The sequence below is a fragment of the Lysobacter enzymogenes genome, assembly GCF_900106525.1.
GTDB classification, from domain to species: Bacteria; Pseudomonadota; Gammaproteobacteria; order Xanthomonadales; family Xanthomonadaceae; genus Lysobacter; species Lysobacter enzymogenes.
Genome location: NZ_FNOG01000014.1, coordinates 1 through 26,678 on the forward strand (window position 1 = coordinate 1; position 26,678 = coordinate 26,678).

General features: G+C 70.2%; 22 protein-coding genes and 3 pseudogenes. 15 read left to right on the plus strand and 10 right to left on the minus strand.

Annotation, left to right across the window (positions count from 1 at the left end):
* Positions 1-1,071: 1,071 nt before the first annotated feature.
* From BLU84_RS24140 to BLU84_RS24150, 3 genes are all read right to left on the minus strand, one after another.
* Complete coding sequence (locus tag BLU84_RS24140; RefSeq protein WP_170849243.1) at positions 1,072-1,731, minus strand: ankyrin repeat domain-containing protein; 660 nt, start codon at positions 1,729-1,731, stop codon at positions 1,072-1,074.
* Positions 1,732-1,996: 265 nt separating this feature from the next.
* Entirely contained in the window at positions 1,997-3,514 is a 1,518-nt protein-coding gene (locus BLU84_RS24145; RefSeq protein ID WP_074873308.1) for a Tle-like phospholipase domain-containing protein, read from the minus strand.
* A gap of 211 nt (positions 3,515-3,725) precedes the next feature.
* The gene (locus BLU84_RS24150) at positions 3,726-4,736 is read right to left on the minus strand and encodes a zinc-dependent alcohol dehydrogenase family protein (RefSeq protein WP_074873311.1); all 1,011 of its coding nucleotides are present in this window, start codon (positions 4,734-4,736) and stop codon (positions 3,726-3,728) included.
* Between the two features lie 102 nt (positions 4,737-4,838).
* On the opposite strand from BLU84_RS24150, the gene BLU84_RS24155 reads away from it, so the two are divergent.
* Positions 4,839-5,759: a LysR family transcriptional regulator gene (locus tag BLU84_RS24155; RefSeq protein WP_074873314.1), complete on the plus strand. Its 921-nt coding sequence runs from the start codon at positions 4,839-4,841 to the stop codon at positions 5,757-5,759.
* A 147-nt stretch (positions 5,760-5,906) separates the two neighbouring features.
* Positions 5,907-8,618: a bifunctional lysylphosphatidylglycerol flippase/synthetase MprF gene (gene mprF / locus BLU84_RS24160; protein ID WP_083383079.1), complete on the plus strand. Its 2,712-nt coding sequence runs from the start codon at positions 5,907-5,909 to the stop codon at positions 8,616-8,618.
* On the opposite strand, the gene BLU84_RS24165 is transcribed toward mprF, so the two are convergent.
* Entirely contained in the window at positions 8,540-9,982 is a 1,443-nt protein-coding gene (locus BLU84_RS24165; protein WP_074873317.1) for a virulence factor family protein, read from the minus strand. The two genes, mprF and BLU84_RS24165, sit on opposite strands and share 79 nt — an antisense overlap.
* 238 nt (positions 9,983-10,220) lie before the next feature.
* Here BLU84_RS24165 and BLU84_RS24170 point away from each other — a divergent pair, with 238 nt between their 5' ends.
* The 6 genes from BLU84_RS24170 (at position 10,221) to BLU84_RS24195 (ending at position 17,311) form a co-directional block, all read left to right on the plus strand.
* Positions 10,221-10,913, plus strand: coding sequence for an SH3 domain-containing protein (locus tag BLU84_RS24170; protein ID WP_139175226.1), 693 nt, complete (start codon positions 10,221-10,223; stop codon positions 10,911-10,913).
* Positions 10,914-11,386: 473 nt separating this feature from the next.
* On the plus strand, positions 11,387-12,103 hold the full coding sequence (locus tag BLU84_RS24175; protein ID WP_139175227.1) for a hypothetical protein: 717 nt from the start codon (positions 11,387-11,389) through the stop codon (positions 12,101-12,103).
* Positions 12,104-12,136: 33 nt separating this feature from the next.
* Positions 12,137-13,555, plus strand: coding sequence for a hypothetical protein (locus BLU84_RS24180; protein WP_139175228.1), 1,419 nt, complete (start codon positions 12,137-12,139; stop codon positions 13,553-13,555).
* A gap of 193 nt (positions 13,556-13,748) precedes the next feature.
* On the plus strand, positions 13,749-14,081 hold the full coding sequence (gene cutA, locus BLU84_RS24185; RefSeq protein WP_074873329.1) for a divalent-cation tolerance protein CutA: 333 nt from the start codon (positions 13,749-13,751) through the stop codon (positions 14,079-14,081).
* Entirely contained in the window at positions 14,078-16,708 is a 2,631-nt protein-coding gene (locus tag BLU84_RS24190; protein ID WP_074873332.1) for a protein-disulfide reductase DsbD, read from the plus strand. The genes cutA and BLU84_RS24190 overlap by 4 nt, the downstream gene beginning before the upstream one ends.
* 3 nt (positions 16,709-16,711) lie before the next feature.
* The gene (locus BLU84_RS24195) at positions 16,712-17,311 is read left to right on the plus strand and encodes a TlpA family protein disulfide reductase (RefSeq protein ID WP_083383081.1); all 600 of its coding nucleotides are present in this window, start codon (positions 16,712-16,714) and stop codon (positions 17,309-17,311) included.
* Here BLU84_RS24195 and BLU84_RS28965 read toward each other — a convergent pair.
* Positions 17,256-17,408 (minus strand): DUF6053 domain-containing protein, encoded by a 153-nt coding sequence (locus tag BLU84_RS28965; protein WP_425479453.1) that lies wholly within the window; start codon positions 17,406-17,408, stop codon positions 17,256-17,258. The genes BLU84_RS24195 and BLU84_RS28965 overlap by 56 nt on opposite strands.
* Here BLU84_RS28965 and BLU84_RS28970 point away from each other — a divergent pair.
* Positions 17,338-17,523, plus strand: a pseudogene (locus tag BLU84_RS28970) (DUF6053 domain-containing protein); the annotation flags it as partial. The gene BLU84_RS28965 and the pseudogene BLU84_RS28970 overlap by 71 nt on opposite strands.
* Here BLU84_RS28970 and BLU84_RS28975 read toward each other — a convergent pair.
* Positions 17,475-17,621 (minus strand): annotated as a pseudogene (locus BLU84_RS28975) (DUF6053 domain-containing protein); the annotation flags it as partial. The pseudogenes BLU84_RS28970 and BLU84_RS28975 overlap by 49 nt on opposite strands.
* Positions 17,596-17,667 (minus strand): annotated as a pseudogene (locus tag BLU84_RS28980) (DUF6053 domain-containing protein); the annotation flags it as partial. The pseudogenes BLU84_RS28975 and BLU84_RS28980, both read right to left, overlap by 26 nt.
* Positions 17,668-18,014: 347 nt before the next feature.
* Between BLU84_RS28980 and aroQ the strand changes: the two are divergent.
* From aroQ to accC, 3 genes are all read left to right on the plus strand, one after another.
* Entirely contained in the window at positions 18,015-18,455 is a 441-nt protein-coding gene (gene aroQ, locus BLU84_RS24200; RefSeq protein WP_074873335.1) for a type II 3-dehydroquinate dehydratase, read from the plus strand.
* Between the two features lie 67 nt (positions 18,456-18,522).
* The gene (gene accB, locus BLU84_RS24205) at positions 18,523-19,002 is read left to right on the plus strand and encodes an acetyl-CoA carboxylase biotin carboxyl carrier protein (RefSeq protein ID WP_074873336.1); all 480 of its coding nucleotides are present in this window, start codon (positions 18,523-18,525) and stop codon (positions 19,000-19,002) included.
* A 10-nt stretch (positions 19,003-19,012) separates the two neighbouring features.
* Complete coding sequence (gene accC, locus BLU84_RS24210) at positions 19,013-20,380, plus strand: acetyl-CoA carboxylase biotin carboxylase subunit (RefSeq protein WP_074873338.1); 1,368 nt, start codon at positions 19,013-19,015, stop codon at positions 20,378-20,380.
* Between the two features lie 949 nt (positions 20,381-21,329).
* On the opposite strand, the gene BLU84_RS24215 is transcribed toward accC, so the two are convergent.
* From BLU84_RS24215 to BLU84_RS24225, 3 genes are all read right to left on the minus strand, one after another.
* Positions 21,330-21,800: a hypothetical protein gene (locus BLU84_RS24215; protein ID WP_074873341.1), complete on the minus strand. Its 471-nt coding sequence runs from the start codon at positions 21,798-21,800 to the stop codon at positions 21,330-21,332.
* On the minus strand, positions 21,797-22,759 hold the full coding sequence (locus tag BLU84_RS24220; RefSeq protein WP_233431221.1) for a hypothetical protein: 963 nt from the start codon (positions 22,757-22,759) through the stop codon (positions 21,797-21,799). Before BLU84_RS24220 ends, BLU84_RS24215 begins: the two co-directional genes overlap by 4 nt.
* A 248-nt stretch (positions 22,760-23,007) precedes the next feature.
* Positions 23,008-24,015, minus strand: coding sequence for a hypothetical protein (locus tag BLU84_RS24225; RefSeq protein ID WP_139175229.1), 1,008 nt, complete (start codon positions 24,013-24,015; stop codon positions 23,008-23,010).
* Positions 24,016-24,121: 106 nt separating this feature from the next.
* Here BLU84_RS24225 and prmA point away from each other — a divergent pair, with 106 nt between their 5' ends.
* From prmA to fis, 3 genes are all read left to right on the plus strand, one after another.
* The gene (prmA, locus tag BLU84_RS24230) at positions 24,122-25,042 is read left to right on the plus strand and encodes a 50S ribosomal protein L11 methyltransferase (protein ID WP_074873346.1); all 921 of its coding nucleotides are present in this window, start codon (positions 24,122-24,124) and stop codon (positions 25,040-25,042) included.
* 27 nt (positions 25,043-25,069) lie between these two features.
* On the plus strand, positions 25,070-26,248 hold the full coding sequence (locus BLU84_RS24235; RefSeq protein ID WP_074873349.1) for a DUF3426 domain-containing protein: 1,179 nt from the start codon (positions 25,070-25,072) through the stop codon (positions 26,246-26,248).
* A gap of 120 nt (positions 26,249-26,368) precedes the next feature.
* The gene (fis, locus tag BLU84_RS24240) at positions 26,369-26,641 is read left to right on the plus strand and encodes a DNA-binding transcriptional regulator Fis (RefSeq protein WP_057946280.1); all 273 of its coding nucleotides are present in this window, start codon (positions 26,369-26,371) and stop codon (positions 26,639-26,641) included.
* Positions 26,642-26,678 lie beyond the last annotated feature (37 nt).

A 26,678-nucleotide genomic window follows, 5' to 3' on the forward strand; every position in this document is an offset into this window, starting at 1 on the left:
GCGCAAGCTCCGACCCCTAGTGGCTCTTGATTCGAAAACAAGGAAAGCGCCTTTCTTTGGTTACTTTCTTTGGCAAGACAAAGAAAGTGACCCGGCCGCTTGCGGACGGAAGCTGTTGATGTTGGCGGGTCGTCGCTCGTAGCAACGACAGAAGCACAAGCAACATCAAAATGGATTCCGGCTTTCGCCGGAATGACGGGCTGGGAGCCTCGGGTCTTCGGGCAAGTTCGGCGGAGCTGCGTCGCTGCGGTTGGATTCCGGCTTTCGCCGGAATGACGGCATGGAAGCTTCGGGTCTTCGGGCGAGTTCGGCGGAGCTATGTCGCTGCGGTTGGATTCCGGCTTTCGCCGGAATGACGGCGTGGGGTTGCGGGCTACGGGAGATCACGGCGGAGCTAAGTCTCTGCGGTTGGTCGCGGCTTGCGCCGCTCCTACAGGGGGATACGAAACTGGCCGGAGACCCTGTAGGAGCGACGCAAGTCGCGACCGCGCCAACACACTTACGACGAACTTCTCCTAAGCCCGTTGGTTGCGACTGACGACAAGCCAAGATCAAGAGCTTCCGTCCGCAAGCGGCCGGGTCACTTTCTTTGTCTTGCCAAAGAAAGTAACCAAAGAAAGGCGCTTTCCCTGTTTTCGAATCAAGAGCCACTAACGGGCAGAGCGTGCGCAGGGATGCGCCACACAGGCCATCCATGGCCTGGGTGGCGCACGGCGCGCGTCCTGCGCGCCGCCCTTCGGGTCTACGGTTGCCTGTGGCGAGTTCGCGGCGGCGGGGGGAGCGAAGAGCAACGGCAACGGCAACGGCAACGGCAACGGCAAGATCAAAATGGATTCCGGCGTTTGCCGGAATGACGAACTGGGAGTTGTGGAACTTCGGGCGACTTTCGGCAGAACCATGCAACTTCGGTTGACTCGCTACATCAACCAGCCGTCATCCCCGCGAACGCGGGGATCCAGGGCTTCATCCAGGCAGACCGATCCGCCCGCGCGCGCACCGCACGAACGCCAAAACGAAAACGCCGCCGCGAATCCGCGGCGGCGTCTCAGCGACGCGAAGAAAAATCCGCGCTCAAGTCTGCACGCCATCCTCGATCGCGATGTTGTGCTCGCGCAGCCAATCCTGGATCGCGTCGAGATCGCGCTTGGCCTCGCCCTTGAGCAGGCGCTCATCGCTCATGTACAGATAACGCTGGAACGTCGCGCCCGCGCGGTCGCGCGCGTGCGGGTCGGCGCCGGCCTTGAGGAACGCCAGGACCGAGGCGGTGTCGTTGATTTGCGCGGCGATCAGCAGCGGCGTGCCGCCCTGGCGGTCGGCGGCGCGCAGGTCGGCGCCGGCGCGCAGCAGGCGCGCGATGTTGTCCTTGCGCCGCGCCTTCAACGCCGAAAACAGCGGCGGCGCGTGGTTGACCGCGTTCGGCGTGTTGACGTCGGCGCCGGCCTTGAGCAGGTGTTCGAGGAAATAGTCGCTTGAGGATTCCGCGGCGGTGTGCAGCGCGGTGTTGCCGCTCTCGTCGTGGCGGCGGTAGTCGGCGCCGGCGGCCAGCAGCGCGTCGAAGCCGGAACGGCTGCCGCTGCGGATCGCCCATTGCAGCAGGGTCACGCCGTGCTCGCCCTGGGCGTTCGGATTGCCGCCGGCGGCGATGAGTTCGCGCAGCAGTTGGGTGTCGCCCTCGCGCACCGCCTCGGCCAGCTGGGCGCTGCCGCTGGCGGCGAAGATCTTCTGGGTCATCGGATCGGGTCCTTGTCGTGCGCAGGCGGCGCAAGCGGCCAGCATCAGCGCGCCGAGCAGCGCGGCGCGCAGCAGCGGCGCGCGCTGCGCCGTCGCAGTGCGCGCCGGGCGGCGCTCGTCGGAGGCGGAGCTGGAAGTACGTCGGAGTAGCGGCATGGGCTCAGCATAGGTCAGCGCGCGCGACGGCCGCAACGCGGCGACCGTGCGCGTTCACCCAATTCGGGTGCGCAGGGGTTCGAAGGGTTTACCGGTCGCGCGGCCGTCCTCAGAACCAGCTCTTGACCCAGTTCACGCCGGCGTCGACGCCGTCGCTGATGGCTTCGCCGGTGGCCACGGCCACGTCGGTCACGCCCTGGGCGGCATCGCCGGCCAGGTCGACCACGCCTTCGCTGACCGTGCCCAGGCCGTCGGCGACCCAGCCGACCGCATCGCCGCCGAATTCGGCGACGGTGTCGACCACCTCGCCGGTGCCTTCGACGAAGCTGGCCACGCCGTTGAACGGCGTCTCAAGGCCGGTGAACTCGCCCAGGTCGCGCAGCACGCCGCCGCCGAAGTTGGCCACGTCGGTCGACAGATCGCCGACCAGGTTCAGCGTGCCCTTGCCCATGTCGCCGACGACGTTGAAGCCGCCTTCGATCACGTCGCCGGCGATGTCGAAGCTGCCTTCGACGTAATCGCCCTGGGCGAACTTGGTGTCGATGACGTCGCCGATGTCGTCGACCTTGTTGGAGACGCCGTCGATGACGTCGCCGACCATGGTCGAGCCGTTCTCCAGGATGCTGCCGAAGCCGTTGAACACGAATTCGGCGCCGCGCTCGAGGGTGTTGTCCTCCAGCTTGCCCGGATCGAAGAACATGTCGTCGGGGCGGTACGGGGTTTCGCTGCGCAGCGCTTCGACGTAGGAGGCGCCGTCGCCGCCGCCGCCGTGGGTCGCGGCCAGATCGAACGGCGAAATGCCGTCGGGGATGTCGACGCGGAATTCGCGGCCGACCGCATCGGGCGCCATGTTGAGGATCGGCACGTCCTGCTGGACGGTGTTGAGCGGCTCGTAATTGACCACGTAGCGGCGGATCTGGCCGCTGTCGGCGGTTTCGCTGCGCACCGCGTTGGGATTGAAGCCCAGGTCTTCGAGCGTGTCGTTGCTCAGGCCGGAGGAGTTGAAGGTGACGCCGGCCGAGTCGGTGGCGAGGGTCGCCGCCGAGGCCAGGCCGCCGCCGAGCGACTGCCCGGCGAACGCGACGTTGCCGTCGCCGAACACCGCTTCGGCGCGGCGGCCCAGCGCCATCGCCTGGCTGTATTCCTGGGTCTGGAAGCCCGCGCCCTGGCCGAGGTTGTCGTCGGAATCGCCGCCTTCGCCCACGCCCCAGTCGTTGGTGCCGGCGAAGGCGACCACGTACTGGCCCTTGTCGTTCTGGTAGATCGCCGCGCGGAAGCCGCTGGTGGGGTCTTCCAGTTCGGACGGATCGATCGGAATCTCGCGGCCCTGGTTATCGACCAGGTGATCGCCTTGCGGCTGCAGGCGGTCCCAACCCGCCGCTTCGAGTTCCTTGCCGGACTGAGTGCCGGTGGCGACATTCGTCCCCTGCACATCCGTGGGAATCTGCGTATAGACGTCGTTCGCCATCTGCGCGAACTGCAGGTCCGAACCCTTCTGCGGATTCTTCCCGGCGACCTGGTCGGCGAACTTGCCGTCGCCCGGGGGCAGCGGCGGCGGGGGCGGCGGCGGGACATAGACCGGCGGCGGCGGCGGGTTGTAACGAACCGAGTAATCCGCGTAGATCATGGCCTGAGCCCCTGTCCCGATGCGTGGTGGTGTGGTGCCACGATGCGCCCCTGCGCGGGGGTACGGAAAGCTGGGACGGACCCTAGGCCGAGCCGCCGCGGTTGCGACCGGCGCCGGGGTTCGTCGGGCCCCTCCCAGGGTCCGCCCGGGGTCGCACTAGGGTTAGCCGCAGGTCGGCCGGAACCAGCGGGCGCCGGCCACCGCCGCCGGCTCAGTCCATCAGCACCACCGGCTTGCCCAGCGCGCGCTCGCCGGCCATCGCAGCGATCGCGCGGGCGCCGTCGTCGAAGCCGTAGCGCTCGCCGATCACCGGCGCGATCCGGTGCGCTTCGAGTTCGTCCAGATAGGCGCGCAAATCGGCGAGGCTGCCGACGCTGACGCCGTGCAGGTTGAGCTGGTGGGCCATGATCGGGCCGATCAGATTGCCGGCCACCTGCATGCTGTCGAGGAAACCGATCAGCGCGATGTGGGCGTTGTCGGCGGCGGCGCCGAGCAGGCCCAGCAACTGCTGTCCGCCGACGACATCGACGATGCCGTCGACGCCGCGGCCATCGGTGAGCGCGCGCACCGCGGCCGCCAGGTCGGGCGTGGCGCGGTAGTCGATGGTCGCGCGCGCGCCGAGCGCGCGCAGCCGTTCGGCCTTGGCCGCATCGCCGGTGGTGGCGATCACGTCCAGCCCGCGCGCGGCCGCCAGTTGCAACGCCATCAGCGAGACGCTGCCGCTGCCCTGCACCAGCACGCTGGCGCCGGGCGCGAGTTCGAGCTTGCGCAGCGCGCTCCAGGCGGTGAGGCCCGACACCGGCAGGGTCGAGGCGGCCGCGTCGTCGAGGTAGTCCGGCACCCGCGCGATCGCCGCGGCCGGCAGCACGATCTTGCGCGCCAGCCAGCCATCGAGCGGGCCGCCGAGCTTGCTGAGGTGGTTTTCGGACTTGAACGGGCCGTCCAGCCACGCGGTCGTGTAGTGGCCGATCACCCGCTCGCCGAGGGCGAAACCGCCGACGCCGGCGCCGAGCGCGTCGATCCGGCCGACGCCGTCGGACAGCGGCACGAACGGGCGCGGCAGCTCGGCCTGGTAGCGGCCGGTGGCCAGGGCGTAGTCGCGGTAGTTGACCGAGGCGGCGGCGACGCGGATGCGCACCTCGCCCGGGCCGGGCTGCGGCTCGGGCAGGTCGACGCGGCGCAGGGATTCCAGGGTGGTGCCTTGCAGTTGGAAAGCGTCCATGACGGGCTCCGTGGGGCTGGGGGTCGGGACGCACAGGCTATTGTTGAGCGTCGAAGCGATATAGGATTTCGCCGACAACTCATCATTGATCCATTCTCAATAATGATCGGCGGCCTGTACTCCGAGCTCGAAGCCTTCGAGGCGATCCTGCGCCACGGCAGCTTCACCGCCGCCGCGCGCCAGTTGGAGGTCACGCCCGGCGCGATCACCCGCCGGCTCAACGCGCTGGAGGCGCGCCTGGGCGCCAAGCTGCTCAACCGCTCCACCCGCCGCCTGAGCCTCACCGAGGCCGGCCGCCACTACCACGCCGAGGTGGCGCCGGCGCTGGCGCAGATCCTCGCCGCCGGCGAGCGCGTGCACGACCGCGCCGCGCAGCCGCGCGGCGAGCTGCGGGTGTCGCTGCCGATGAACTTCGGCCGCCTGTACGTGATGCCGCGCCTGGGCGAATTCCTCGAACGCCATCCGGGCATCGCCCTGGACGTGCAGTTCGACGACCGCTTCGTCGATCTGGTCGGCGAAGGCTTCGACTGCGCGATCCGGATCGGCGCGCTGGCCGATTCGCGCCTGGTCGCGCGGCGCATCGCCCAGACCCGGCGCATCCTGGTCGCCACGCCGGCCTATCTGGCCCGGCGCGGCGCGCCGGCGGCGCCGGAGCAGCTCAGCGAACACGACTGCCTGCACTACACCTTGTTCCGCGACACCCCGACCTGGGAGTTCCACGGCCGCGGCGAAACCCTGCGGATCCCGGTGCGCGGCCGCCTGCGCGCCAACTACGGCGTGCCGCTGGTCGACGCGGCGCTGCGCGGCGACGGCATCCTGCAAACCGCGACCTTCGCCGTGGCCGAGGAACTCGCCGCCGGCCGCCTGGTCGAGGTGCTGCCGCAGTGGAGCCTGCGGCCGATCGGCATCCACGCGGTGTATCCGGGGCGCGAGTACCGGCCGCGCAAGGTCGAGGCGTTCGTGGCGTTCGTGGAAGAAATCATCGGCGCGCCGGCGGTCTGGGACCGCATCCTGGGCGCTTGAGCGCGCGCCGGCCCGCGTCGATGCGCCCGCTGCGCCGCGGTCCGTGATCGAAGTCCGTTACTCATCGATACGAACGCCGCGTGCGCCCATCATTCCGTTTTAGCGCCGTTTGCTGAAAGCTTTGTCCACCTTCGCCGTCCCCGCCGCATGAGCTCCCCAGCCAACGCCCCCGCGCCCGCCGTCCCCACCGCCGCTTCCAACAACTGGCGCCGCGCCCTGTCGATGCTCGCCAGCCTGGCGATCCTGGCCCTGGCGCTGCATGCGCTGGCGGGGGAGTTCAGCGGGCATGGGGTGCGGGCGATCAAAGAAGCTTTCCGGGCTATTGATTCTCTTCGTATCGCCTTGGCTTTTCTGCTGGGCCTCGCCAGTTATGCCTGTTTGGTTGGATTCGACGCGATCGGCCTGCGCCGCAACGCGGCCAAGGTCAAACCGGTGCGGCTGATCCTCACCGCCTTCCTCGCCAACGCGGTCGGCCACACCCTGGGCTTCGCCGCGCTCACCGGCGGCGCGGTGCGCCTGCGCGGTTACGGCGCGGCCGGGCTGTCGCTGGCCGACATCGGCCAGGTGGTGCTGATGAGCACGCTCGGCTTCGTGTTCGGCGCCTGGGTGCTGTTGGCTTGCGCGCTGATGTTCGAACCCGCGCCGGCGGCGCTGCTGCTGCCGCTGAGCGAGGACGCGATCCGCTTCGCCGGCGGCGCGGTCGCCATCGCCTTCCTCGGCCTGTTGATGCTGGTCGGCCGCGACGGCCGCACCCTGCGCTTCCGCGAACACGCGCTGTGGCTGCCCGACCGCCGCACCGTGCTCAGCGTGACCGCGCTGAGCGTGGTCGAGCTGGCGCTGGCCGGCGGCGCGCTGTACGTGCTGCTGGCGCCGGCGATTCCGGCCGGGTCGGGCACCAGCTTCGTCGGCTTCGTCGGTTTGTATCTGGTGGCGGTGTTGGCGGGCTTGGTGTCGAGCGTGCCGGCCGGCATCGGCGTGTTCGAATGGAGCCTGCTCAAGCTGCTGCCCAGCGTCGCCCCGGCCAGCCTGCTCGCCGCTGCGCTGGCCTATCGCATCACCTACTACGCGCTGCCGCTGGTGCTGGCGACCGTGCTGGGCGGGTTCAGCGCCGCGCGCGGGCCGGTGGCGCAGAGCGCCGGCGCGCTGCGCACTGCGTGGCTGGCGATCCGGCCGTGGCTGCCGCACGTGATCGCGCTGGCCGCGTTCGTGCTCGGCGCGGCGCTGATCCTCGACGGCACCCTGCCCAAGCCGCAGCACCGCCTGAGCCACGCGCCGCTGCCGCTGATCGAGACCTCGCAACTGCTCGCCAGCCTCGGCGGCGTCGGCCTGCTGCTGATCGGCCAGGGCCTGCAGCGGCGCAGCCATTCGGCCTGGGCGCTGGCGCTGGGCGTGTGCATCCTGCTGCCGCTGCCGTCGTGGCTGCGCGGCGGCCACTGGCTGCTGGCGCTGGCGCCGCCGCTGGTGGCGCTGGCGCTGTGGGCGGCGCGGCGCGAGTTCTACCGCCAGGGCGCGCTGCTCGACGAGGCCTGGTCGTGGCGCTGGCTGCGCAACCTGGGGCTGGTGCTGATCGCGGCGATCTGGCTGCTGTTCTTCGCCTACAGCCATGTCGAATACCGCAACGAGCTGTGGTGGGAATTCCTGGTCTCCGGCAACGCGCCGCGCGCGCTGCGGGCGATGCTGCTGGTCAGCGTGGCGGTGATCGCGTTCGGCCTGGCCCGGCTGCTGCACGCCGCGCGCACCGCGCTGCCGGCCGCGGGCGCGGCCGAACTCGACGCGATCCGCCCGATCCTGGCCCAGGCCGAGGACAGCCAGGCGCATCTGGCGCTGACCGGCGACAAGGCGCTGCTGGTCGATCCGCAACAACGCGGGCTGCTGATGATCCAGCGCTACGGCGGCTCGCTGATTTCGATGGGCGACCCGATCGGCCCGCCGGAGGTCGCGCGCGAGCTGATCTGGCGCTTCCGCGAAGAGGCCGACCGGCTCGGCGTGCGGCCGGTGTTCTATCAAGTCGGCGAGCAGTACTGGCAGACCTACCTCGACCTCGGCCTGACCCTGGTCAAGCTCGGCGAGGAAGCGCTGGTGCCGCTGGACGACTTCAACCTGCAAGGCCCCAACCGCGCCGACCTGCGCCAGGCTTGGAACCGCGGCAAGCGCTCGGGGCTGAGTTTCCGCATGGTGCCGGCCGAACAGGTCGCGCCGATCCTGCCGGCGCTGGAGGACATCTCCGACGATTGGCTCGAACTCAAGTCCGGCGAAGAAAAAGGCTTCTCGCTCGGCAGTTTCGACGAGGCCTATCTGCAACGCCTGCCGGTGGCGCTGATCGAGCACGAAGGCCGCATCGTCGCCTTCGCCAACGTCTGGAACGCCACCAACGGCCGCGAGCTGTCGATCGACCTGATGCGCCACGCCAGCGATGCGCCCAAGGGCACGATGGATTTCATGTTCGCCGAGTTGCTGCTGTGGGGCCGCGAGCACGGCTTCGAGCGTTTCTCGCTCGGCATGGCGCCGCTGTCGGGGCTGGCCCAGCATCGCCTGGCCGGGCGCTGGAACCGCTTCGCCAACCTGATCGCGCGCCACGGCGAGCGCTTCTACGGCTTCGTCGGCCTGCGCCGGTTCAAGGCCAAGTTCGATCCGATCTGGCGCACCCGTTATCTGGCCGCGCCGGCCGGCATGCACTTACCGGCGGCGCTGCTCGACGTGACCCGGCTGATCTCGCTGGACCCGCGCCGTCACGACGACGGCGAGCGCCTGGTCGCGCGTTTCCCCAGCAGCGCGCCGGCTCAGGGCGAAGGCGGCGCCGAGGCGGCCGCGGCAGCGATTCCGGCCGCCGCCAGCACCCGCGCGGCGACGCCGTCGTAATCGCCGTCGACGTGGTGGTCGCCGTGCATCTTCTCGATCCGCGCCCCGCCCGCGGGCAGATGCGGGCATAGCGCGTCGCCGTCTTCGCTGCCGTAGATGCACAGCACCTGCGCTGCCGGCATCTTCGCCACCTGCGGCGCGATCGGCAGGCCCTGGCCGCTGCTGCCGATCCAGTTGCTGAGGTGGAATTCGTATTCGGCCTTCTGCCCCGGCGACAGCAGCGCGGTCAGCCGCACCAGTTCGCGCGTGGCTTGCGGCAGTTGGTTGTAGCCGCCCGGCAACACATCGGCGCCCTGCGAGAAGCCGACCAGGATCACCCGCTCGCGTTTCCACTGCGCGCGGTAGTAGCGCACGATGCGGTCGAGATCGGCGCCGAAGCTCTGCGGCGTGCGCGGGGTCCAGAAATAACGCAGCGAATCCACCCCGACCACCGGCACGCCGGCTTCGGCCAAGCGCAGGCTCACACTCTTGTCCACGTCCGCCCAGCCGCCGTCGCCGGAGATGAACACCGCGAAGGTGTCGGCGTTGCCGCCGCCCTGCGCCGGCATCTCGTTGACCGGCAGCCCGGCCAGATCGGCCGGCGGCGGCGGCAGGCTGGCGTGGCGCTGCGCGCCGAGCGAGACCAGCGCCGCGCGCAGCCCCGGCAGCGCGTCGCCGCGCGCATCGCGCTTGAACGTGCGCGCCTGCGGCACCGCCTGAGCGAAGGCCTCGGCCTGCGCCGGCGCGCACGCGGCCTTGCCGCCGGCGGCCGCGGCCAGCAGCCACGGCACTTGCAGCGGCTGCGGCTGCAACTGCGCGCGCTTGGCTTCGACCCGCAGCTTGAGCGAACCGCTGGGACACAGCGCCTGCGCCGCACGCAGGCTCGGGCAGAAACCCACCGACGCCGCACCGGCGAACAGGCCCGCATTGCCCTGCGCGGCGATCGCGTAGGCGAACGCCGCGCCTTCGCCGTCGCCGACCAACAGCGGCAAGTGATACGTCGGCAAGCGGTAATACGCCTGCACGTAGCGCGAGAAATTCTCGACATCGCCGGAGGAGAAGTTGCACTGGCCGCCGTCCTTGCGCAGCACCGCTTCCAGCGCCGCCAGGTCGACCGTCGCCACCATCGCGCCGTCGGCCGCCAGCGCGTCCGCGCGCGCCTTGCGCGCGGCTGCGTCGACGCCGTCGGCGAACCACAGCACGAAGCGTTTGACCTCGCCCTGCGGCATCCGCACCGGCGTGCGCACGAAACGGCCGTGGGTGATTTCGCCGGCGGTCGCGGCCGCCGGCGCCGCGGGCTTGGCGGCGGCGGTGGCCGCAGACGCGGCGAACGTCGCGCACAAGCCGGCGACGAGAACGGTCGGAACGATAAGCGGCGCGCGCATGGGCATCTCCTGGGTGCGCCACCTTATACCGGTGCCGCTGTCGAGAGAATGCGTCGGCGCCGCAGCGGGCGCGTCCGCCGACACGTGTGTCGGCTCATCTGTCGGCACGTTCGTCGGCGCAGTGCGCCGGCAGGCTGCGCCGGCGCACGCGCAGGTCTCGTCCTCGTCCGCCGCAACCGGCGGCGTTTATGATCGAGCGGCCCGACCGGGCGCTCAGATCACGCAAGGAGCCCCCCTCATGCCACGCACGGCCGCCCCCGCTCTCGCTGCAATGCTGGCCGCGGCGCTCGCCGCGGCCGCGTCGCCCGCCGCACGCACAGCGCCCGCACAGCCCGCCGCCGTCGCCGCGCCACCGGCCGGCGAAACCGCCTGCGCGTTCGGCGCGTTCGTCGCCGAAACCGATCCGGCCGGCCTCAACGTGCGCGCCGGGCCGGGCACCGCCCACGCGGTGCTGGGCACGCTGCCGCCGATCCGCCGCAGCCACGACGATCCGCCGATCCAGGCGATGGTCGAAGTGCGCGTGGTCGCCGGCCGTGAGGGCTGGTTCAAGATCGAAGGCGCGCAGGACAACGACGCCTTGATCGAAGGCCCGCAGCGGCCGATGTTCAAGGGCGCGGGCTGGGTCAGCGGACGCAAGCTCACGGTCAAATCGCAGGCCGGGGTCGGCCGCCAGCGTCCGGACGCGAAGGCGCCGGCGGTGCTGATCGGCCGCGACGGGGTCGTGTTCGACAGCGACGCCTTCGTCGCGTCGGGCCGGCTCGCCGGCTGTTCCGGACGCTGGGCGCTGGTCGAATACGCCCCGATCGAGCGCGACGGCGACGCCGGGCTGGAGGTGAAACCCGCCGCCAAGGCCGGCCTCGCCAGCGGCCGCTTCCGCGCCTGGGTCGACCGCATCTGCGCGCTGCAGGAAACCAGCTGCGACGGCGTCTGAGGCCCGCAACTCCCTGGCCTCGGTTGCCTACTGTGGGAGGGCCTGCAGGCCCGACGCTTCCGGCTCCGGTCGCCGCGCCGCCTGGGATCGGAAAGCATCGGGCCTGAAGGCCCTCCCACATTCTTGCCTCGCGGCGGCGCGGTCAGCGCCGCGCCGCAGTTACAAGCGCACCGGCGGTTTGACCTCGCCGTAGACCACGGCCAGGGCGTGTTTGCGCTGCTGTTCGGCTACTTAGGCAGTTCCACCGGACGCCCCGGATCCCGTTTTGAGAGGACTACCGCCCGCCAAGCACAGGGCGCACCTCGCGTGTCCAGCAGGCACACGTCTTCAGCGGACCTTTCGATCCGCGCCTCAGATCGCGTTATCGGCTTGATAGAGTCGACAGAAACAAGCTTGATGCCTAAAGCAGCGCTGCGCATCGTTGGCAGCAGTCGCGGCTCAGGCAATAGCGCAGGCGAAGGGAAGGAGCGCACGTGACACACAAACCCATCGCCCCGACACCGGCAGATTCCGCTCTATTGCGAACGCGCGCGCTGCGGCCGCTACTGACGTTGGCCTTGGCTGGGTTGACGGCTTGCGCCGGACCTCCCACTGAATCGTCCGGCCACGCAACCGGAAACTCCCGCCCGGTCGCCACTTCCGTCGACGCTGCGGCCAAGGGCCAGCAACCGGTCGGTTACGACGTGCAGGAACTTGAGCGACGGGTGGTGAACTTGCTGGTGAAGTTGGACAGCTTCGACGACGTCCAACCGCGATCGGTGGCAAAGGCGTTCGGCCTGAAGCTGCGGCCGAGGGCCAAGCAGCCGCTCAGTCTGGAGGGCATTGGAACGTTGTCCAACGGCTGGGTGTTCAGCGTGTGGGCTTGGCAAAGTGAGCCCAACACGCCGCCGCAGGCGCCGCTGCAGCTCTTTTTTTACCCAGGCGACGACGTCGACCCCAACCTGTGGGTAGCTGCTCCGTGCTTCGTGGACACCGCTGGGATGCTCGCTCAGCTTCATGCCGCGGGCTACACGGTGCTAGATGAGCTCTCCAACTTCCCATTTCACTCGGTTCAACTTCGACGAACGACCTCCAAGGTCGACATCACGGCGCGCGTGGGGAACTACCAGATGCTGCATGGCCCTTTGGAGGGCACGCGGTGTCTCCGCGATCTCACCGTGACCGTGAGGCCCGCGTCTTCGTCGAGGTGATGTGTTGGAAGCAGTTGGTTAAGGAAAACGACGATGCGCGACCTTCCCCCCGAACTCGTTCCGCTATTGAACGGACTCCCGCCCGCCGCCAAGGCCGACGTGCAAGCTGCAATCGAAAGCTCCCCCTACCTATCGTCGACCCTGGTGGACACAACTCGGCAGAACCGCGTGGAACACATCGCGGTCACGACCACACCCCACCAAAGCGGGCACTACGACTTCGTTGAAAAAACCATCTTCATCAACGCAGACCAATTCGCGGAAAAGAACGCTGGCGCTCGAGTCGACAACATCACCGCGACGCTGGGGCACGAAGCCAGCCACGCCTACTTCAACGATCACCTCTACCAAGCGCTTGGTCGGCTCGACGCGGAAACAGCCGAAGCTATCCATGCGGCGGGTCCGGGCGGTCGTGTCGATCTGACCGACCCTTTCGAACGTTACTTGCTGGCCGCGCGCGAAGGCGAGGCGTTGGCCGAGATCGGCGGCATGAACGCGCTCGCCAGCCGGGTGCGCGAACAAAACGGCGGCACGTTCGACCGCAAGGAGTTTCTTGCGCGCGCGGAGGCCACCACCGACTGCATCAGCCCCGGCAAAGGCGGCGTCCCGGCCTTCGCCCGCGACATTCGCATGAGCGACGACGGGCTCATCTACGCGGGCAGCATCCCGCTCGTGGCGGACAAGCACAACCCGAACCCCAACCGCGAAGCCGTGGCTCTGTGCCATTTCGATCTGTCTGCGAAAGAGGCCGACCTGGGCCGCGCAGGCGGTTCGGACTATCAGAACTACTACGCGACCCGTGCCATCACATCCGCATCGAACATGCTCAGGGGTTGGGAAAACCCCGCGCAAGTGTCGCTCGACCTGGAACGACTGAAGCTCGACCCCGCATTGATCGAACGCAACGGGCTGGACCTCGGCGGTCCCGGAAAAGTCTTCAGTTTCATCGACACCAGCCAAGGAGGCATGGAGTGGAAGACGCTGCACAACACCAAGAGCGAGTCCTCGACCCTCTCTCCCGATGTAGCGCCTGAACCCCGCGCTTTGCGCGCAGACAGCCCTGGCCACCCCGACCACACCGCCTTCGAGATGTTCCACCGCGCCGCCCAGGTCGACGGCCGCTGGAGCCAAGCCGAAGCCCGCAACCTCGCTGCGGCCGGCCTGGCGGCGGCGAAGGCCGACCCGGTCGTGGGCAATCGGCTGACCGGCGCAGTGGTCGGCGCTCCGGATGCCTCGGGGAACGTCCACGTGTTCGGCTACTCGTCCCCGCACGGGCCGCAAGGGCCGCACCATCACGTCGGCATCGATGCCGGCGTTGCCGCACAGATCCCAGCCGAGCGCAGCCTCGATCGCGTGGAACAGTTGAACCAGCAACACCATGCTCAGCAGCAACAGGCCCGGCCACTCGAGGCCCCGCAGCCCGGCCTCAGCAGTTCCACACCCCGGCAATGACGCCCCTCTTCGTCCGCGGACCACGGCCCCCCAGCCGCCGCCAGCCAAAGCACAGGAACGGCAAAGCCGACGCGCCCGCGCCGCCCCGGCGCCCATGCCGACCGGCGTTGAGCACGCTCGTGCGCAGCCGCGCCCCGCCGCCGATCGCCGCAACGGCGCCATGCCGGGGACGCCGCCCGCTTACACTGGGGCCATGCGTTCCGACACCCAGCCCCTGCTGTTGCTGACCACCTGCCCCGACCAGGCCAGCGCCGACGCCATCGCCCAGAGCCTGGTCGAAGAGGGCCTGGCCGCCTGCGTCACCCAGATTCCCGGCGCGACTTCGGTCTACCGCTGGCAGGGCCGGATCGAACGCGCCACCGAAATCCAACTGCTGATCAAGACCCGCGTCACGGTTCACGGCGCGGCGATGGCGCGATTGGCGCAACTGCACCCGTATGAACTGCCGGAGATGATCGTGGTCGAACCGCGCGACGTCTCCGAGCCGTACATCCGATGGGTAAACGAACAGACTCCCGACCGATGACCTTTCTCTCTGCGTTCCGCGGCCGGCGCCCCTTGCGCGCCGGCGCCGCCCTCGTCTTGACCGCGCTCGGCCTGGCCGCCGCCGCGCCCGCGCTGGCGGTGGACGAAAAGGATCTGCTGCCGGTCGACGAGGCCTTCGCCGTCAGCGCGCAATCGCCGGCGCCGGACCGCATCGCGATCTCGTGGAAGGTGGCCAAGGGCTATTACCTCTACCGCCACCGCATCTCGGTCAAGAGCGACGCCGGCTTCGCCGCGCAGGCGCTGCAACTGCCCAAGGGCAAGGCCTACCGCGACCAGTTCTTCGGCGATGTCGAGACCTACCACCAGGACGTGGCGGCGACCCTGCCCGGCCAGGCCAAGGCCGCGCGCACCCGGCTCACGATCAAGTACCAGGGCTGCGCCGACGCCGGCGTGTGCTATCCGCCGCAAACGCGCACACTCGACGTCGCGCTGGCCGCGCCGGCCGGCGGCGGCGGTGGATTGAACTCGAGCCTCGGCGCGAATGCTGCGCCGGCGATGGATCCGGCGCCGGCCGCGGCCGCGCCGCTGGCCAGCTTCGGCGCGCGCGGCGGCGCCTCCAACCCGCTGCTCGGCGGCGCCGCGCCGCTGAGCGCGCCGGCCGCGGGCGCGGGCGCGGGCGCCGCCACCGATGCGCTGCCGCTGCCGCCGGAGCAGGCGTTCGGCTTCGAAGCCATCGCCAAAGACGGCGACACCCTGCTGCTGCGCTTCACCCCGGCGCGCGGCTATTACCTGTACCGCGACAAGACCTCGCTGAAGACCGACCGCGCCGACATCGCCGCCGGCAAGCCGCAGTGGCCGCGCGGCACCGCGCACCGCGACGAGCATTTCGGCAACGTCACCGTGTTCTTCGACCAGATCGACGTGCCGCTGCCGCTGCTGCGCAAGACCGCCGAGGCCGGCAAGCTGGTGCTGACCGCGGGCTTCCAGGGCTGCCAGACCGACGGCATCTGCTATCCGCCGATGACGCGCAAGATCACCGTGGACCTGCCGCGTGGGACGGTGACGGCGGATGCGGCGGCGGCCACTGCAGCGACTACCGCGACGGCCACCGCCGCAGCGGCCGCGACGGGCGCAACGGCCGCTTCTGCCGATGCCACCGGTGCGCCGACCAACGCTGCTGCCGATCCCAACGCAGCAAGCGCAACCGCGAACGACACCGCCGGCACCGACGCCATCCCTGCCACCGGCAGCACCAACAGCGACACCGCCGCGAACGCAGCCGCCGGCGCCATCGGCGCGCCGGCCACGCCGCCCGCCGCGCCCACCGACGCCGCCCCGCAGGCCGAAGACAGCCTGCTCGCCGCCTCGCTGGCCGGCCCCAACCGCTACTTCGCTCTGCTGACCTTCTTCGGCTTCGGCCTGCTGCTGGCGTTCACCCCGTGCGTGTTGCCGATGATCCCGATCCTGTCGGGCCTGATCGTCGGCCGCGGCCCGGGCCTGGGCGCGCGCCGCGCGTTCGCGCTGTCGCTGGTGTACGTGCTGGCCAGCGCGGTGGTGTTCACGATCGCGGGCGTCGTCGCCGGGTTGGTCGGCGCCAACTTGCAGATCGCGTTCCAGACGCCGTGGGTGATCGTGCTGTTCGCGGCGCTGTTCGTGGCCCTGGCGCTGTCGAGCTTCGGCCTGTTCGAACTGCAGTTGCCGCACAAGCTGCGCAGCCTGGTCGGCGAGGTCAGCGACCGCCAGCGCAGCGGTTCGTGGACGGGCGTGGCGATGATGGGCGCGCTGTCGGCGCTGATCGTCGGCCCCTGCGTGGCGCCGCCGCTGGCCGCCGCGGTGCTCTACATCGGCCAGACCCGCGACCCGCTGTTCGGCGGCGCGGCGCTGTTCTTCCTGGCGATGGGCATGGGCGCGCCGCTGCTCGCCTTCGGCGTCGCCGCCGGCAAGGGCTTGCCGACCAGCGGGCCATGGATGGTCGGCGTGCAGCGCGTGTTCGGCCTGGTGTTCCTGGGCATGGCGGTGTGGATGCTGTCGCGGATCCTGCCGGGCCCGGTCGCGCTGGCGCTGTACGGCGCGGTGCTGTTGGGCGCGGCGGTGCTGGTCGCGCTCGGCGGCGGCGGCGCGCAACGCGGCTTCGGCCTGCGCGCGCTGGCCTGGGTGGTGGCGCTGTTGTTCGGCGTGGCCGGCGCGGCGCAATTGTTCGGCGCGCTCGCCGGCGGCCACGACCCGCTGCAGCCGCTGGCCAACCTGCGCGGCGGCGGCGCGGCGCACAGCGCCGAGCTTCCGTTCCGCAAGATCAAATCCAACGAAGACCTCGACCGCGAAATCGCTGCGGCCCAGGCCGCCGGCCAGCCGCTGATGCTCGACTTCTACGCCGACTGGTGCGTGGCCTGCAAAGAGATGGAGAAGTACACCTTCCCCGAACCGGCTGTGCATCAGGCGCTGGAGGGCTTCGTCCTGCTCAAGGCCGACGTCACCGCCAACGACGAGATCGACCAGGCGCTGATGAAGCGGCTGGGCGTGATCGGCCCGCCGATGACGATCTATTACGCCCACGGCGCCGAACGCCGCGAGCTGCGCCTGGTCGGCTTCGAAAAGGCCGAACCCTTCGCCGCCCGCGCGGCGCGCGCGCGCGCGGCGGTTACCGGTTCGGCCGGCGGGGAGCGCTGAGCGATGGCGATCCCCTCGGCGGTGAAGGTGATCGCGGTGGCGGTGGCCGCCGGCGCGTTCGGCCTGATCGCCGGCCAACTGGTCGGCGGCGGCGGCTGGTTCGCCCGCACCGAGTTGGGCCAGCGCATGTGGCAGGCGGAAATGAAAATGCAGGCGCCCAAGCCGCCGGCCGACCTGGCCGTGGCCGAGCGCGGCCAGCCGATCCCGGCGCTGCGCCTGCCCGGCCTCGACGGCCAACCGGTCGAGCTGCCCAAGGCCTACGCCGGGCGGCCGCTGCTGATCAATATCTGGGCCAGCTGGTGCGGCCCGTGCATCAAGGAAATGCCCGAACTGGACCGCTACGCGCGCAGCCAGGGCGCCACCGGCACGCAAGTGGTCGGCATCGCGCTCGACAACGCCGAGGATGTGGGCGCCTTCCTCAAGCGCGTGCCGGTGCACTACCCGATCCTGCTCGACGCGCCGGGCCCGCGCGATTCCGGCGTGCAGCTCGGCAACCCCAAGGGCGTGCTGCCCTACAGCGTGCTGGTCGGCGCCGACGGGCGCCTGGTCAAGCAGCGGATCGGGCCGTTCGAGGACGGTGAGATCGATGGCTGGGCGGAGTGACCCGGCCCGAAGCGGTGGGAAGGCCTTCGGGCCTGACGCCTTTGTGCTGGATCGCAGCGATCCGACCGAAAAGTGTCGGGGCTGAAGCCCCTCCCACAAAAGCAGCCCCTCCACTCGTAAGCCGGAAGTCGGAAGTCGGAAGTCGGAAGCCAGAAGCCATTGTGGGAGGGCCTTCAGGCCCGATGCTTTTGTCCCAGGTCGCGGCGACCTGACCGGAAGGCATCGGGGCTGAAGCCCCTCCCACAAAAGTAGGCCCTCCACGCGCAAGCCGGAAGCCGCAAGCCGGAAGCCCTTGTGGGAGGGCCTTCAGGCCCGACGCCTTCATCCCCGATCGCCGCAAACCCAAGCCCGGCCAGCGAATCTCAGCCCCGCCGACATCCCCGAGCTGCGACCGCCGCCCGCAATCCCCGTGCCGGCCGCCCTCCCGCCGCGGCCGCCCCTGTGCTCGAATAGGCCGCAGCCCGCCGCGCAAGCGCGACGGCACGCGCGATCCGCGCGAGCAACGTCACGGCAACTGCGCCGATTCGGTGCCGATCCAGCGCCGAACATTCGCGTCCCGCCGCGAACATGCCGACATTTAGAGCCGCCACTCAAACAACCGCTTAAAGCGCGATAACTTCGCCGATTTGGCGGGCAACTCCTGGACAACCCGCCGGCCTTCACGCAAACTGCCGCCCTTTGAAGGCAACCGGTCCCGGTCTCGATGGCCAAGCTCCTGGTCCTGCACGGCCCCAACCTCAACCTGCTCGGCACGCGCGAGCCCGAGGTCTACGGCCGCACCACCCTGGCCGAGATCGACGCCGGCCTGGCCGCGCGCGCAGCCGAAGCCGGCCACGCGCTGGAGAGCCTGCAGTCCAACGCCGAGCACGTGCTGGTCGACCGGGTCCAGGCCGCGCGCACGGACGGCACCGCGCTGATCCTGATCAACCCCGCGGCGCTCACCCATACCAGCGTGGCGATCCGCGACGCCCTGGCCGCGGTCGCGATCGCGTTCATCGAGATCCACCTGTCCAACCCGCACACCCGCGAGCCGTTCCGCCACCACAGCTACTTCAGCGACCTGGCCGTGGGCGTGGTCTGCGGCTTCGGCGCCGACAGCTACCGCTACGCGCTCGAAGCGGCAATCAAACGGCTGGCATCCTGAACCCCCTTTCGCCCGGACCGCGTCTGCGCGGCCCGCACCCAAGATCCAACACCCAGAGGCCCGCTTCATGGACCTGCGCAAAATCAAGAAACTGATCGACCTGCTCGAGGAATCCAACCTCGCCGAGATCGAGATCAAGGAAGGCGAAGAGTCGGTCCGCCTGGCCCGCGCGCCCAAGGGCAGCTACGCCCTCGCCCCGGCCGCGCCGGTCTACGCCGCGCCGGAACCGCGCGCCGCCCAGCCGATGCCGATGCAGTCGCCGACCGAAGCGGCCACCGGCGGCAGCGCCAAGCTCGGCAACGACCTGCCCGACGGCCACATCGTGCGCGCGCCGATGGTCGGCACCTTCTACACCTCGCCGGCGCCGGACAAGCCCTCGTTCGTGTCGGTCGGCCAGACCGTCAAGGCCGGCGACACCCTGGCCATCATCGAAGCGATGAAGATGTTCAACCCGATCGAAGCCGACGTCTCCGGCACCGTGCTCAAGATCCTGGCCGAAAGCGGCCAGCCGATCGAGTTCGATCAGCCCTTGTTCGTGATCGGCTGAGGCCGCGACCATGCTGGACAAGGTCGTCATCGCCAACCGGGGCGAAATCGCGCTGCGCATCCTGCGCGCGTGCCACGCCCTGGGCATCCGCACGGTCGCGGTGCATTCCACCGTCGACCGCAACCTCAAACACGTCGCCATGGCCGACGAATCGGTGTGCATCGGGCCGGCGCCGTCGTCGGAGAGCTACCTCAACATGGCCTCGATCATCGCCGCGGCCGAGGTCACCGACGCCCAGGCGATCCATCCCGGCTACGGCTTCCTCAGCGAAAACGCCGACTTCGCCGAACGCGTCGAGCAATCGGGCTTCGTTTTCATCGGCCCGCGCGCCGAGACTATCCGCCTGATGGGCGACAAGGTCGAAGCGATCCGCGCGATGAAGGACGCCGGCGTGCCCTGCGTGCCCGGCAGCGGCGGCCCGCTCGGCGACGACAACGCGGCCAACATCAAGATCGCGCGCGAGATCGGCTACCCGATCATCGTCAAGGCCGCCGGCGGCGGCGGCGGCCGCGGCATGCGCGTGGTCCACACCGAAGCGCATCTCAACGCCGCGATCCAGACCACCAAGTCCGAGGCCAAGGCCGCGTTCGGCAACGACATGGTGTACATGGAGAAGTTCCTGGAGAACCCGCGCCACGTGGAGATCCAGGTGCTCGCCGACGGCCAGGGCAACGCGATCCACCTGGGCGAGCGCGACTGCTCGATGCAACGCCGCCACCAGAAAGTCGTCGAAGAAGCGCCGGCACCCGGCATCACCGTCGAGCAGCGCGCGGAAATCGGCAAGGTCTGCGTGGAAGCGTGCATCCGCATCGGCTACCGCGGCGCCGGCACGTTCGAGTTCCTGTACGAGAACGGCCGCTTCTACTTCATCGAAATGAACACCCGCATCCAGGTCGAGCACCCGGTGACCGAACTGGTGACCGGCATCGACCTGGTGCGCGAGCAGCTGATGATCGCCTCCGGCCGCAAGCTTTCGATCAAGCAGGAAGACGTGGTGCTGGAAGGCCACGCGATCGAGTGCCGCATCAACGCCGAAGACCCGGAAACCTTCATGCCCTGCCCGGGCCTGATCAACCACTTCCATGCACCGGGCGGCCCCGGCGTGCGCGTGGACAGCCACATCTACGAAGGCTACCGCGTACCGCCGAACTACGACTCGATGATCGGCAAACTGATCGTGCACGGCCCCGACCGCGAAACCGCGATCGCGCGCATGCGCGTAGCGCTGAGCGAGATGGTGGTGGACGGGATCAAGACCAACATTCCGCTGCAGCAGCGCATCCTGTCGGACGCCGGCTTCCAGCAGGGCGGCATGAACATCCACTACCTCGAGAAGCGGCTCAAGGAGCAGAAGGAAAAGACGATCGCGATCGTCTGATCCCTCCGCACCGCCGCCGCAACGACAAAACCCCTTCCGCAAGGAAGGGGTTTTTGTTTGCGACCATTGCTGTCGCCTTAGCTCTTAGCTCCCCCCGCCGCAACGAACTCGCCACAGGCAACCAGAGACCCGAAGGGCGGCGCGCAGGACGCGCGCCGTGCGCCACCCAGGCCATGGATGGCCTGTGTGGCGCATCCCCGCGAACGCACCGAACCTTAGTGGCTCTTGATCCGAAAATAAGGAAAGCGCCTTTCTTTGGTTACTTTCTTTGGCAAGACAAAGAAAGTGACCCGGCCGCTTGCGGACGGAAGCTGTTGATGTTCGCTGGTCGTCACTCGTAGCAACGATAGAAGCAGAAGCCAGATCAAAATGGATTCCGGCTTTCGCCGGAATGACGGCGTGAGGGTTGCGGGCTTCGGGAGGTTGCGGCGGAGCCGCATCGCTGCGGTTGGATTCCGGCTTTCGCCGGAATGACGGCGTGGGGGTTGTGGGCTTCGGGAGGTCGCGGCGGAGCTAAGTCGCTGCGGTTGGATTCCGGCTTTCGCCGGAATGACGGCGTGAGGGTTGCGGGCTTCGGGAGATCACGGCGGAGCTGCGTCGCTGCGGTTGGTCGCGACTTGCGCCGCTCCTACAGGGGCTGCGGCCAGTTCGTATCCGACTGTAGGAGCGGCGCAAGCCGCGACCGCGACAAGACCGATCACGGCGCCAGCAACACCATCCCTGAGCATGCAACGCCGCAACCCACGCCGCCGCCCCACAGGGAGCAAACGCCGCTCAACCAACCAGTCGAAACACCGCCGCCCGCAACCGCCCAGCGACCCGATCCATCGATTAACCGCGCCAGCCCGCGACCGACGCCTCGCGCCCGCGGCCTACACCCGCGACGCGCCCACCGCCTCACCGCGCGCGCCCTGCGCGCACGCATCCCGCATCGTCGCCATTGCAGCGATCAACGCACCACCACATCCATCCACGCAGCCATTTCCTGCACGTCCGCCTCGGTCAGCTCGGTCGCGCCAGGCACGTTGCGCGGCTGGCCATCGTCGCCCTTGCCGGCCTTCTTGCCCTTCGCCGGCACCTGCGTACCCGGGATCGGCTGCACGCCGCCGCTGGCCGATGGACTGACCACCATCACGTACTCGCTGGAACCGTCCGGCCAGACCACCTTGAAGGTGCTGCCCGGCGGCAAGGTCGAGAACGGCGCGCCGCTCTGGGCGCGATAGACCGCCGCGATCTGCGCCGCGCTCAACGAGCGCCGCTCGGATTTGGAGTCCACCGAAGTCACCGCGACCTGTCCCAGCTCGCGGTAGTCCGCGCCGAACACGTCGATCATCACGCCGGCCGCGCCGACCGAGTAGGCGCTCAACAACAACGCCCAGAACCCGATCTTGGCCGTGCGCTTGAAATGCTCGCGTTTCATTTGGTCCTCTCTTCGCCAGTCAGCGAATAGATCATCTCTTGCACCACTTCCGCCCCCTGACGCGGGATCGCCGCGTCGTACACGAAACTCGCGAAATCCTGCTGCGGGTCCTGCGAACAAATGCCGCCGTTGGCGCAGTAGGACGTCATCAGCGAACTGTCCGGCCCGCAGTCCTGGCCCAGCCGGCACGCAGCCAGCTTCCAGGCCAGTTCGGCGAACTGGGTGCCCGACACGCGCTGGTAATCGAAACCGGCGCTGCGGCCGTTGCTGGCCAGGCCCATGCCGCCGGACAGCGCCATGAACGCTTCCGGATCTTTGGAGCGCAACACCCGATCGATCAGGCCGCGGCGGTAGTCGTCGGTCTTCTCCAACGGCTTGCCGGCGCTCAGCAGCGAGGCCTCGGCGGCCAGGCTGCCGGCCTGCGCGGCTTCGACCCGCTTGACCAGGATCATCGGATAGCCGAGCGCATCGTCCGGGGCGAAGCGCGCGCAGCGCTCGCTGACCCGGTTGCGCGCGGCGGTCATCGCCGCCGCGCCGCGCACCTTCATCGCTTCCAGCGTGCGGGTGTCGTTGCGGTAATCCACCGGCGCGTTGGAATAGTTGGCGCAGTAGTCGTAGACCCGGGTCAGCAGCCACATCGCTTCGGGCTCGCCGGCCTCGGCGCGCAGGCGCAGCGATTGAGCGAACGAGTACAAATCGGGCGTCTGCTCGAACTGCTGGCGCAGCGGCGACGGCGGCCGCAGCGGCGCGCGCGCCGGGCGGCGCGGCGCGGGGCGGATCGCCGAATCCGAAGCGCGGTCGGCGCCGACGGCGCCACCGGCCGGGCCGATGGCCACCGGCGCCTGGGCCAGGTCGGCGTCGCCGATCGGCAGCGCTTCGGCGTGGCGGCGGTGGGCGTACACCAGCGCGCCGCCGAGCAAGACCAGCGCCGCCGCTGCCGCCATCAATCGCAGGCTCATGCGCGCACCCGCGCGCGAGGGCTGGCGCGAGTCTTGCGGATAGGCGGATGGGCAGGCATCGGACATCAAAGGGCGCGACTCGCGGCCGGACGACGAAGGTGCGGGAGGGCGCGCCGGCCCCGACGGGGCGGCGCGACGAAGCGTCGATGATATGTCAAGCGCCCGGCCGATGCCCGCCCCGGCTCACGAAGCGATGCAAATCACAGTTCTCAGTTGCCGGCGAGCCGGCCTCGGCGGCCCCGCCGCCGCTAGTCGCCGGCGGCGGGAGCGGCCGCTCCGGCGCAGGCGACCCCGGCGTGGCGCGCGTGCGGCCAGTATTCCTCGTCGCCGGGTTTTTCCGGGCGCGACAGTTCGCCGGCGCTGATCAGGGTCAGGCGGTCGCCGGCGTCGTTGCGGTAGGCGAAGCTGCAAAAGCCCTGGCCGGTGCCGGCGCAGTCCTCGACTTCGGGAAAGCCGGCCTCGACCAGACCGCCGACGAAGCCGGGCTCCTCGCGCTGCGGCGGCGCGGCGCGCCAGCCGTGCGCGAGCAGGCGCTCGCGCGCCTGCGGCAGGGCCACGCCTTCCACCCGCGGCACCGCGGCGCGGCCGCCGCAGTAGCGGTCGGTTTCCGGCAGCGCGACCAGGCGCAGCGCGCCGTCCTCGGCCCGCACCCGCGCGCGCTGCACCGCCCAGTCGAACACGCCCAGCGCCGCGTCGCCGCCGCGCAGCTTGGCGTCCTCGCCGTCGTCGAAGCCCTGCACGCCGCTGTCGCCTTCCTCGGCGCGCGCGCCGGGCTCGAACACTTGCGCCACCGCCTGGCCGTCGCGGAAGAACAGCAGCCGCCCGCCGCCGGCGGTGCAGCCCATCCCGGCCAGCACGCCCGGCGCGCCGGCGACGCCGACCACCCGGTAGCCCTGCCACTCGCGCTCGGCGAACACCTTCCAGCCGCGGATCACGGCGGCGCGGGCCTCGGCGGACTTGGGCTCGACCGAGCAGTCGCCGGCGACCTCGGCATTGTCTTGTTTCGGCAGCGCCGGCAACGCGCTCAGCCGCTCCAGGCGCAGACCGGCGATGTCGGTGGGCAGCGAGCCCGGGGCGGTGGCGTCGGGCGCCGGTCCCGCGACGGCCGGCGCCTTGGCCGGCGCGACGGGCGCGGCCGGCGCCGCGGCGGGCGCCGGATCGCGCGCACAGGCCGCGGCCAGGCTCAGGGCGATGCCCAAGGCGAGCGCGCGGGCGGCGGGAACGGGGGAAAACGGCTGGCGTGGGTAGGCGTCCATGTGCATCGCGACTGCGCGTCCTTGGGTCCGCAAAGCGCCGCACGCTATCTGATCGCGGCGAAACGGGTCAATAATGGCCGCCGTTTTCGCTCATCCGCGCCCGCCCATGCCTTTCCTGGAACTCACCCTGCGCTGCAGCGAGGCCGAACAGCCGCGCTTCGAGGCCGCGCTGGACGACGTCGGCGCGCTCGCCGTGACCATGCTCGACGCCGATGCCGACAGCAGCAACGAGCGCGCGATCCTCGAACCCGGCGTCGGCGAGACCCCGCTGTGGCAGTCGATCGTGCTCAGCGCGCTGTTCCCGCACGACGCCGACGCGCTGGTGATCCTGGCCGCGTTGGAATCCTTCGACCCGGACCTGGACTGGAGCCGGGTCGGCTTCGCCAACGTCGACGACCAGGACTGGGAACGCGCGTGGATGGACCAGTACGCGCCGCTGCAGTTCGGCCGCCGCACCTGGATCGTGCCGTGGAACCAGGACCTGCCGGCCGACGCCGACCGCGCCGACGCCGCGGTGGTGCGCCTGGACCCGGGCCTGGCCTTCGGCTCGGGCACCCACCCGACCACATCGCTGTGCCTGGCCTGGCTCGACGCGCTCGCCGACGCCGGCGAACTGGCCGGGCGGCGCGTGCTCGATTTCGGCTGCGGCTCGGGCATCCTCGCGCTGGCCGCGCTCAAGCTCGGTGCCGCCGACGCGATCGGCGTCGACAACGATCCGCAAGCGCTGATCGCCACCGCCGACAATGCCGAACGCAACGGCGAGGCCGCGCGCATGCAGGTGTACCTGCCGCAGGACGAACCGGTGGCGGCGTATCCGGTGGTGGTCGCCAACATCCTCGCTTCGGCGCTGATCGCGCTGGCCGACACCCTGGCCGCGCGGGTCGCGCCGGGCGGGCGCATCGCCCTGTCGGGCATCCTCGCCGGGCAGGAGGACGAAGTGGTCGCGCGCTATGCCGAGGGTTTCGACGCGTTGCAGGTCGAACGCCTCGAAGACTGGATTCGCGTCACAGGCGTGCGTCGTCGCTGAGCGCGCGGCATGGTTGAATAAGCGCGCATGTTCGTCGCCTGCCCTCACTGCGGTTACCTGGTCGCGCTGATCGTCGCCAAGGACGGTCCGGCGCGCGCCTGTCCGCGCTGCGGCGGCTCGCTGCAGAGCGAGGCGCCGGCGGCGATGGCCGCGCAGGCCGCGGCGGCCGAAGAGGCCGGCACGGCGCGCGACGCGGTGGCCGAGGCGCCGGCGGCTTCGCTCATCGACGACGCGCCGGTCGACGACGGCATTGCTGTCAACGCAGCGGCCGCGACGCCGGCACCGCCGGCGAGCGTGCCGGTGGGCGACGAAATCAGCCGCAGCCTGCGTCGCGCCGGTACTGCCGAAGCGGCGACACAGGCCGGGCATGCCGCTTCGGTTCGCGACCCGGCCGCGCGCGCAGCGCCGGCCGACGACGCCGCGCCATCGGCCGCAGCGAAGCCGCAGCCCTCCGCATCGGAACACGACGAAGCTGCCGCGTCGGCCGCCGAAGCGCACGACACCGCAGCAGCGGACATGGACAAGCACGCAGCGCAAGCCACATCGGCCGCTGCCATCGACACCGACACCGCCCGCACCGAACCCGAGCCCGCCGCGCTGCCTCCGCTCACCGGCGCTGCCGCGACCGCCGCCCCGCCCGCGCGCGGCCGCCGCCAACGCAAATCCGAAACCACCGTAACCTCGGCGCGGCGCGCGCCGAGCTTCGCCCGCCAGCAGGCGCGCGCGCAGGCGCCCAAGCCGCGCCTGCACTGGAGCGGCGCGCTCGCGATCGCCGCGCTGACCCTGACGCTGGCGCTGCAACTGCTGCTGGCGCAACGCGCCGAACTCGCCGCCGACGCGCGCTGGCGCCCGCTGGTGAGCGGCCTGTGCGGCGCACTGGGCTGCTCGGTTCCGGCCTGGCACGAACCGGCCGCGCTGACGATGCTCAATCGCAATGTGCTGCCGTTAGCGGAACGCGCGGGGGCCTTGCGCGTGTCCGCCGGCTTCCGCAACGATGCGCGCTGGGCACAACCCTGGCCGGTGCTGGTGCTGAGCCTGGAGGACGTGGATGGCCGCCGGGTCGGCCAGCGCGCGTTCGCTCCACAGGAGTACCGCCGCGGCCACCGCCCCGGCGACCTCATCGCCCCAGGGCAAAGCGCCGCGGTGCAGTTCGACGTGATCGAACCGGCCCCGCGCGTGGTCGCGTTCACCTTCGACTTCCGTTGAACGGCCGGTCGTCGCGTTGTCTCTAGCGACTCCGGCGCGCTAGACTCGCCGTCCCGTCGGTGCCACGCCTAGCGCGTCCCTGCACGTTCCGACGGTCGAATGCCTGCTACGGGGAAGCACTTGAACGCACTCAACGACCGCAACGATGGCGCACGCTCCGGACCCCGCGTCCCGCTGCGCGACCACGTCGCGACTTCGATCCGTCGTTACCTCGGCGACCTGAACGGAAGCGGCACCGAAAACCTCTACGAGATCGCCCTGCGCGAGCTCGAAATCCCGCTGTTCGCCGAAGTGCTGCAGCACTGCGACGGCAACCAGAGCCGCGCCGCGGCGATGCTGGGCATCCATCGCGCCACATTGCGCAAAAAACTGCGCGAGTACGGGCTGGAATAAGCCGCGCCCGCGCCACGCGCGCGACGCCGACGCCCGC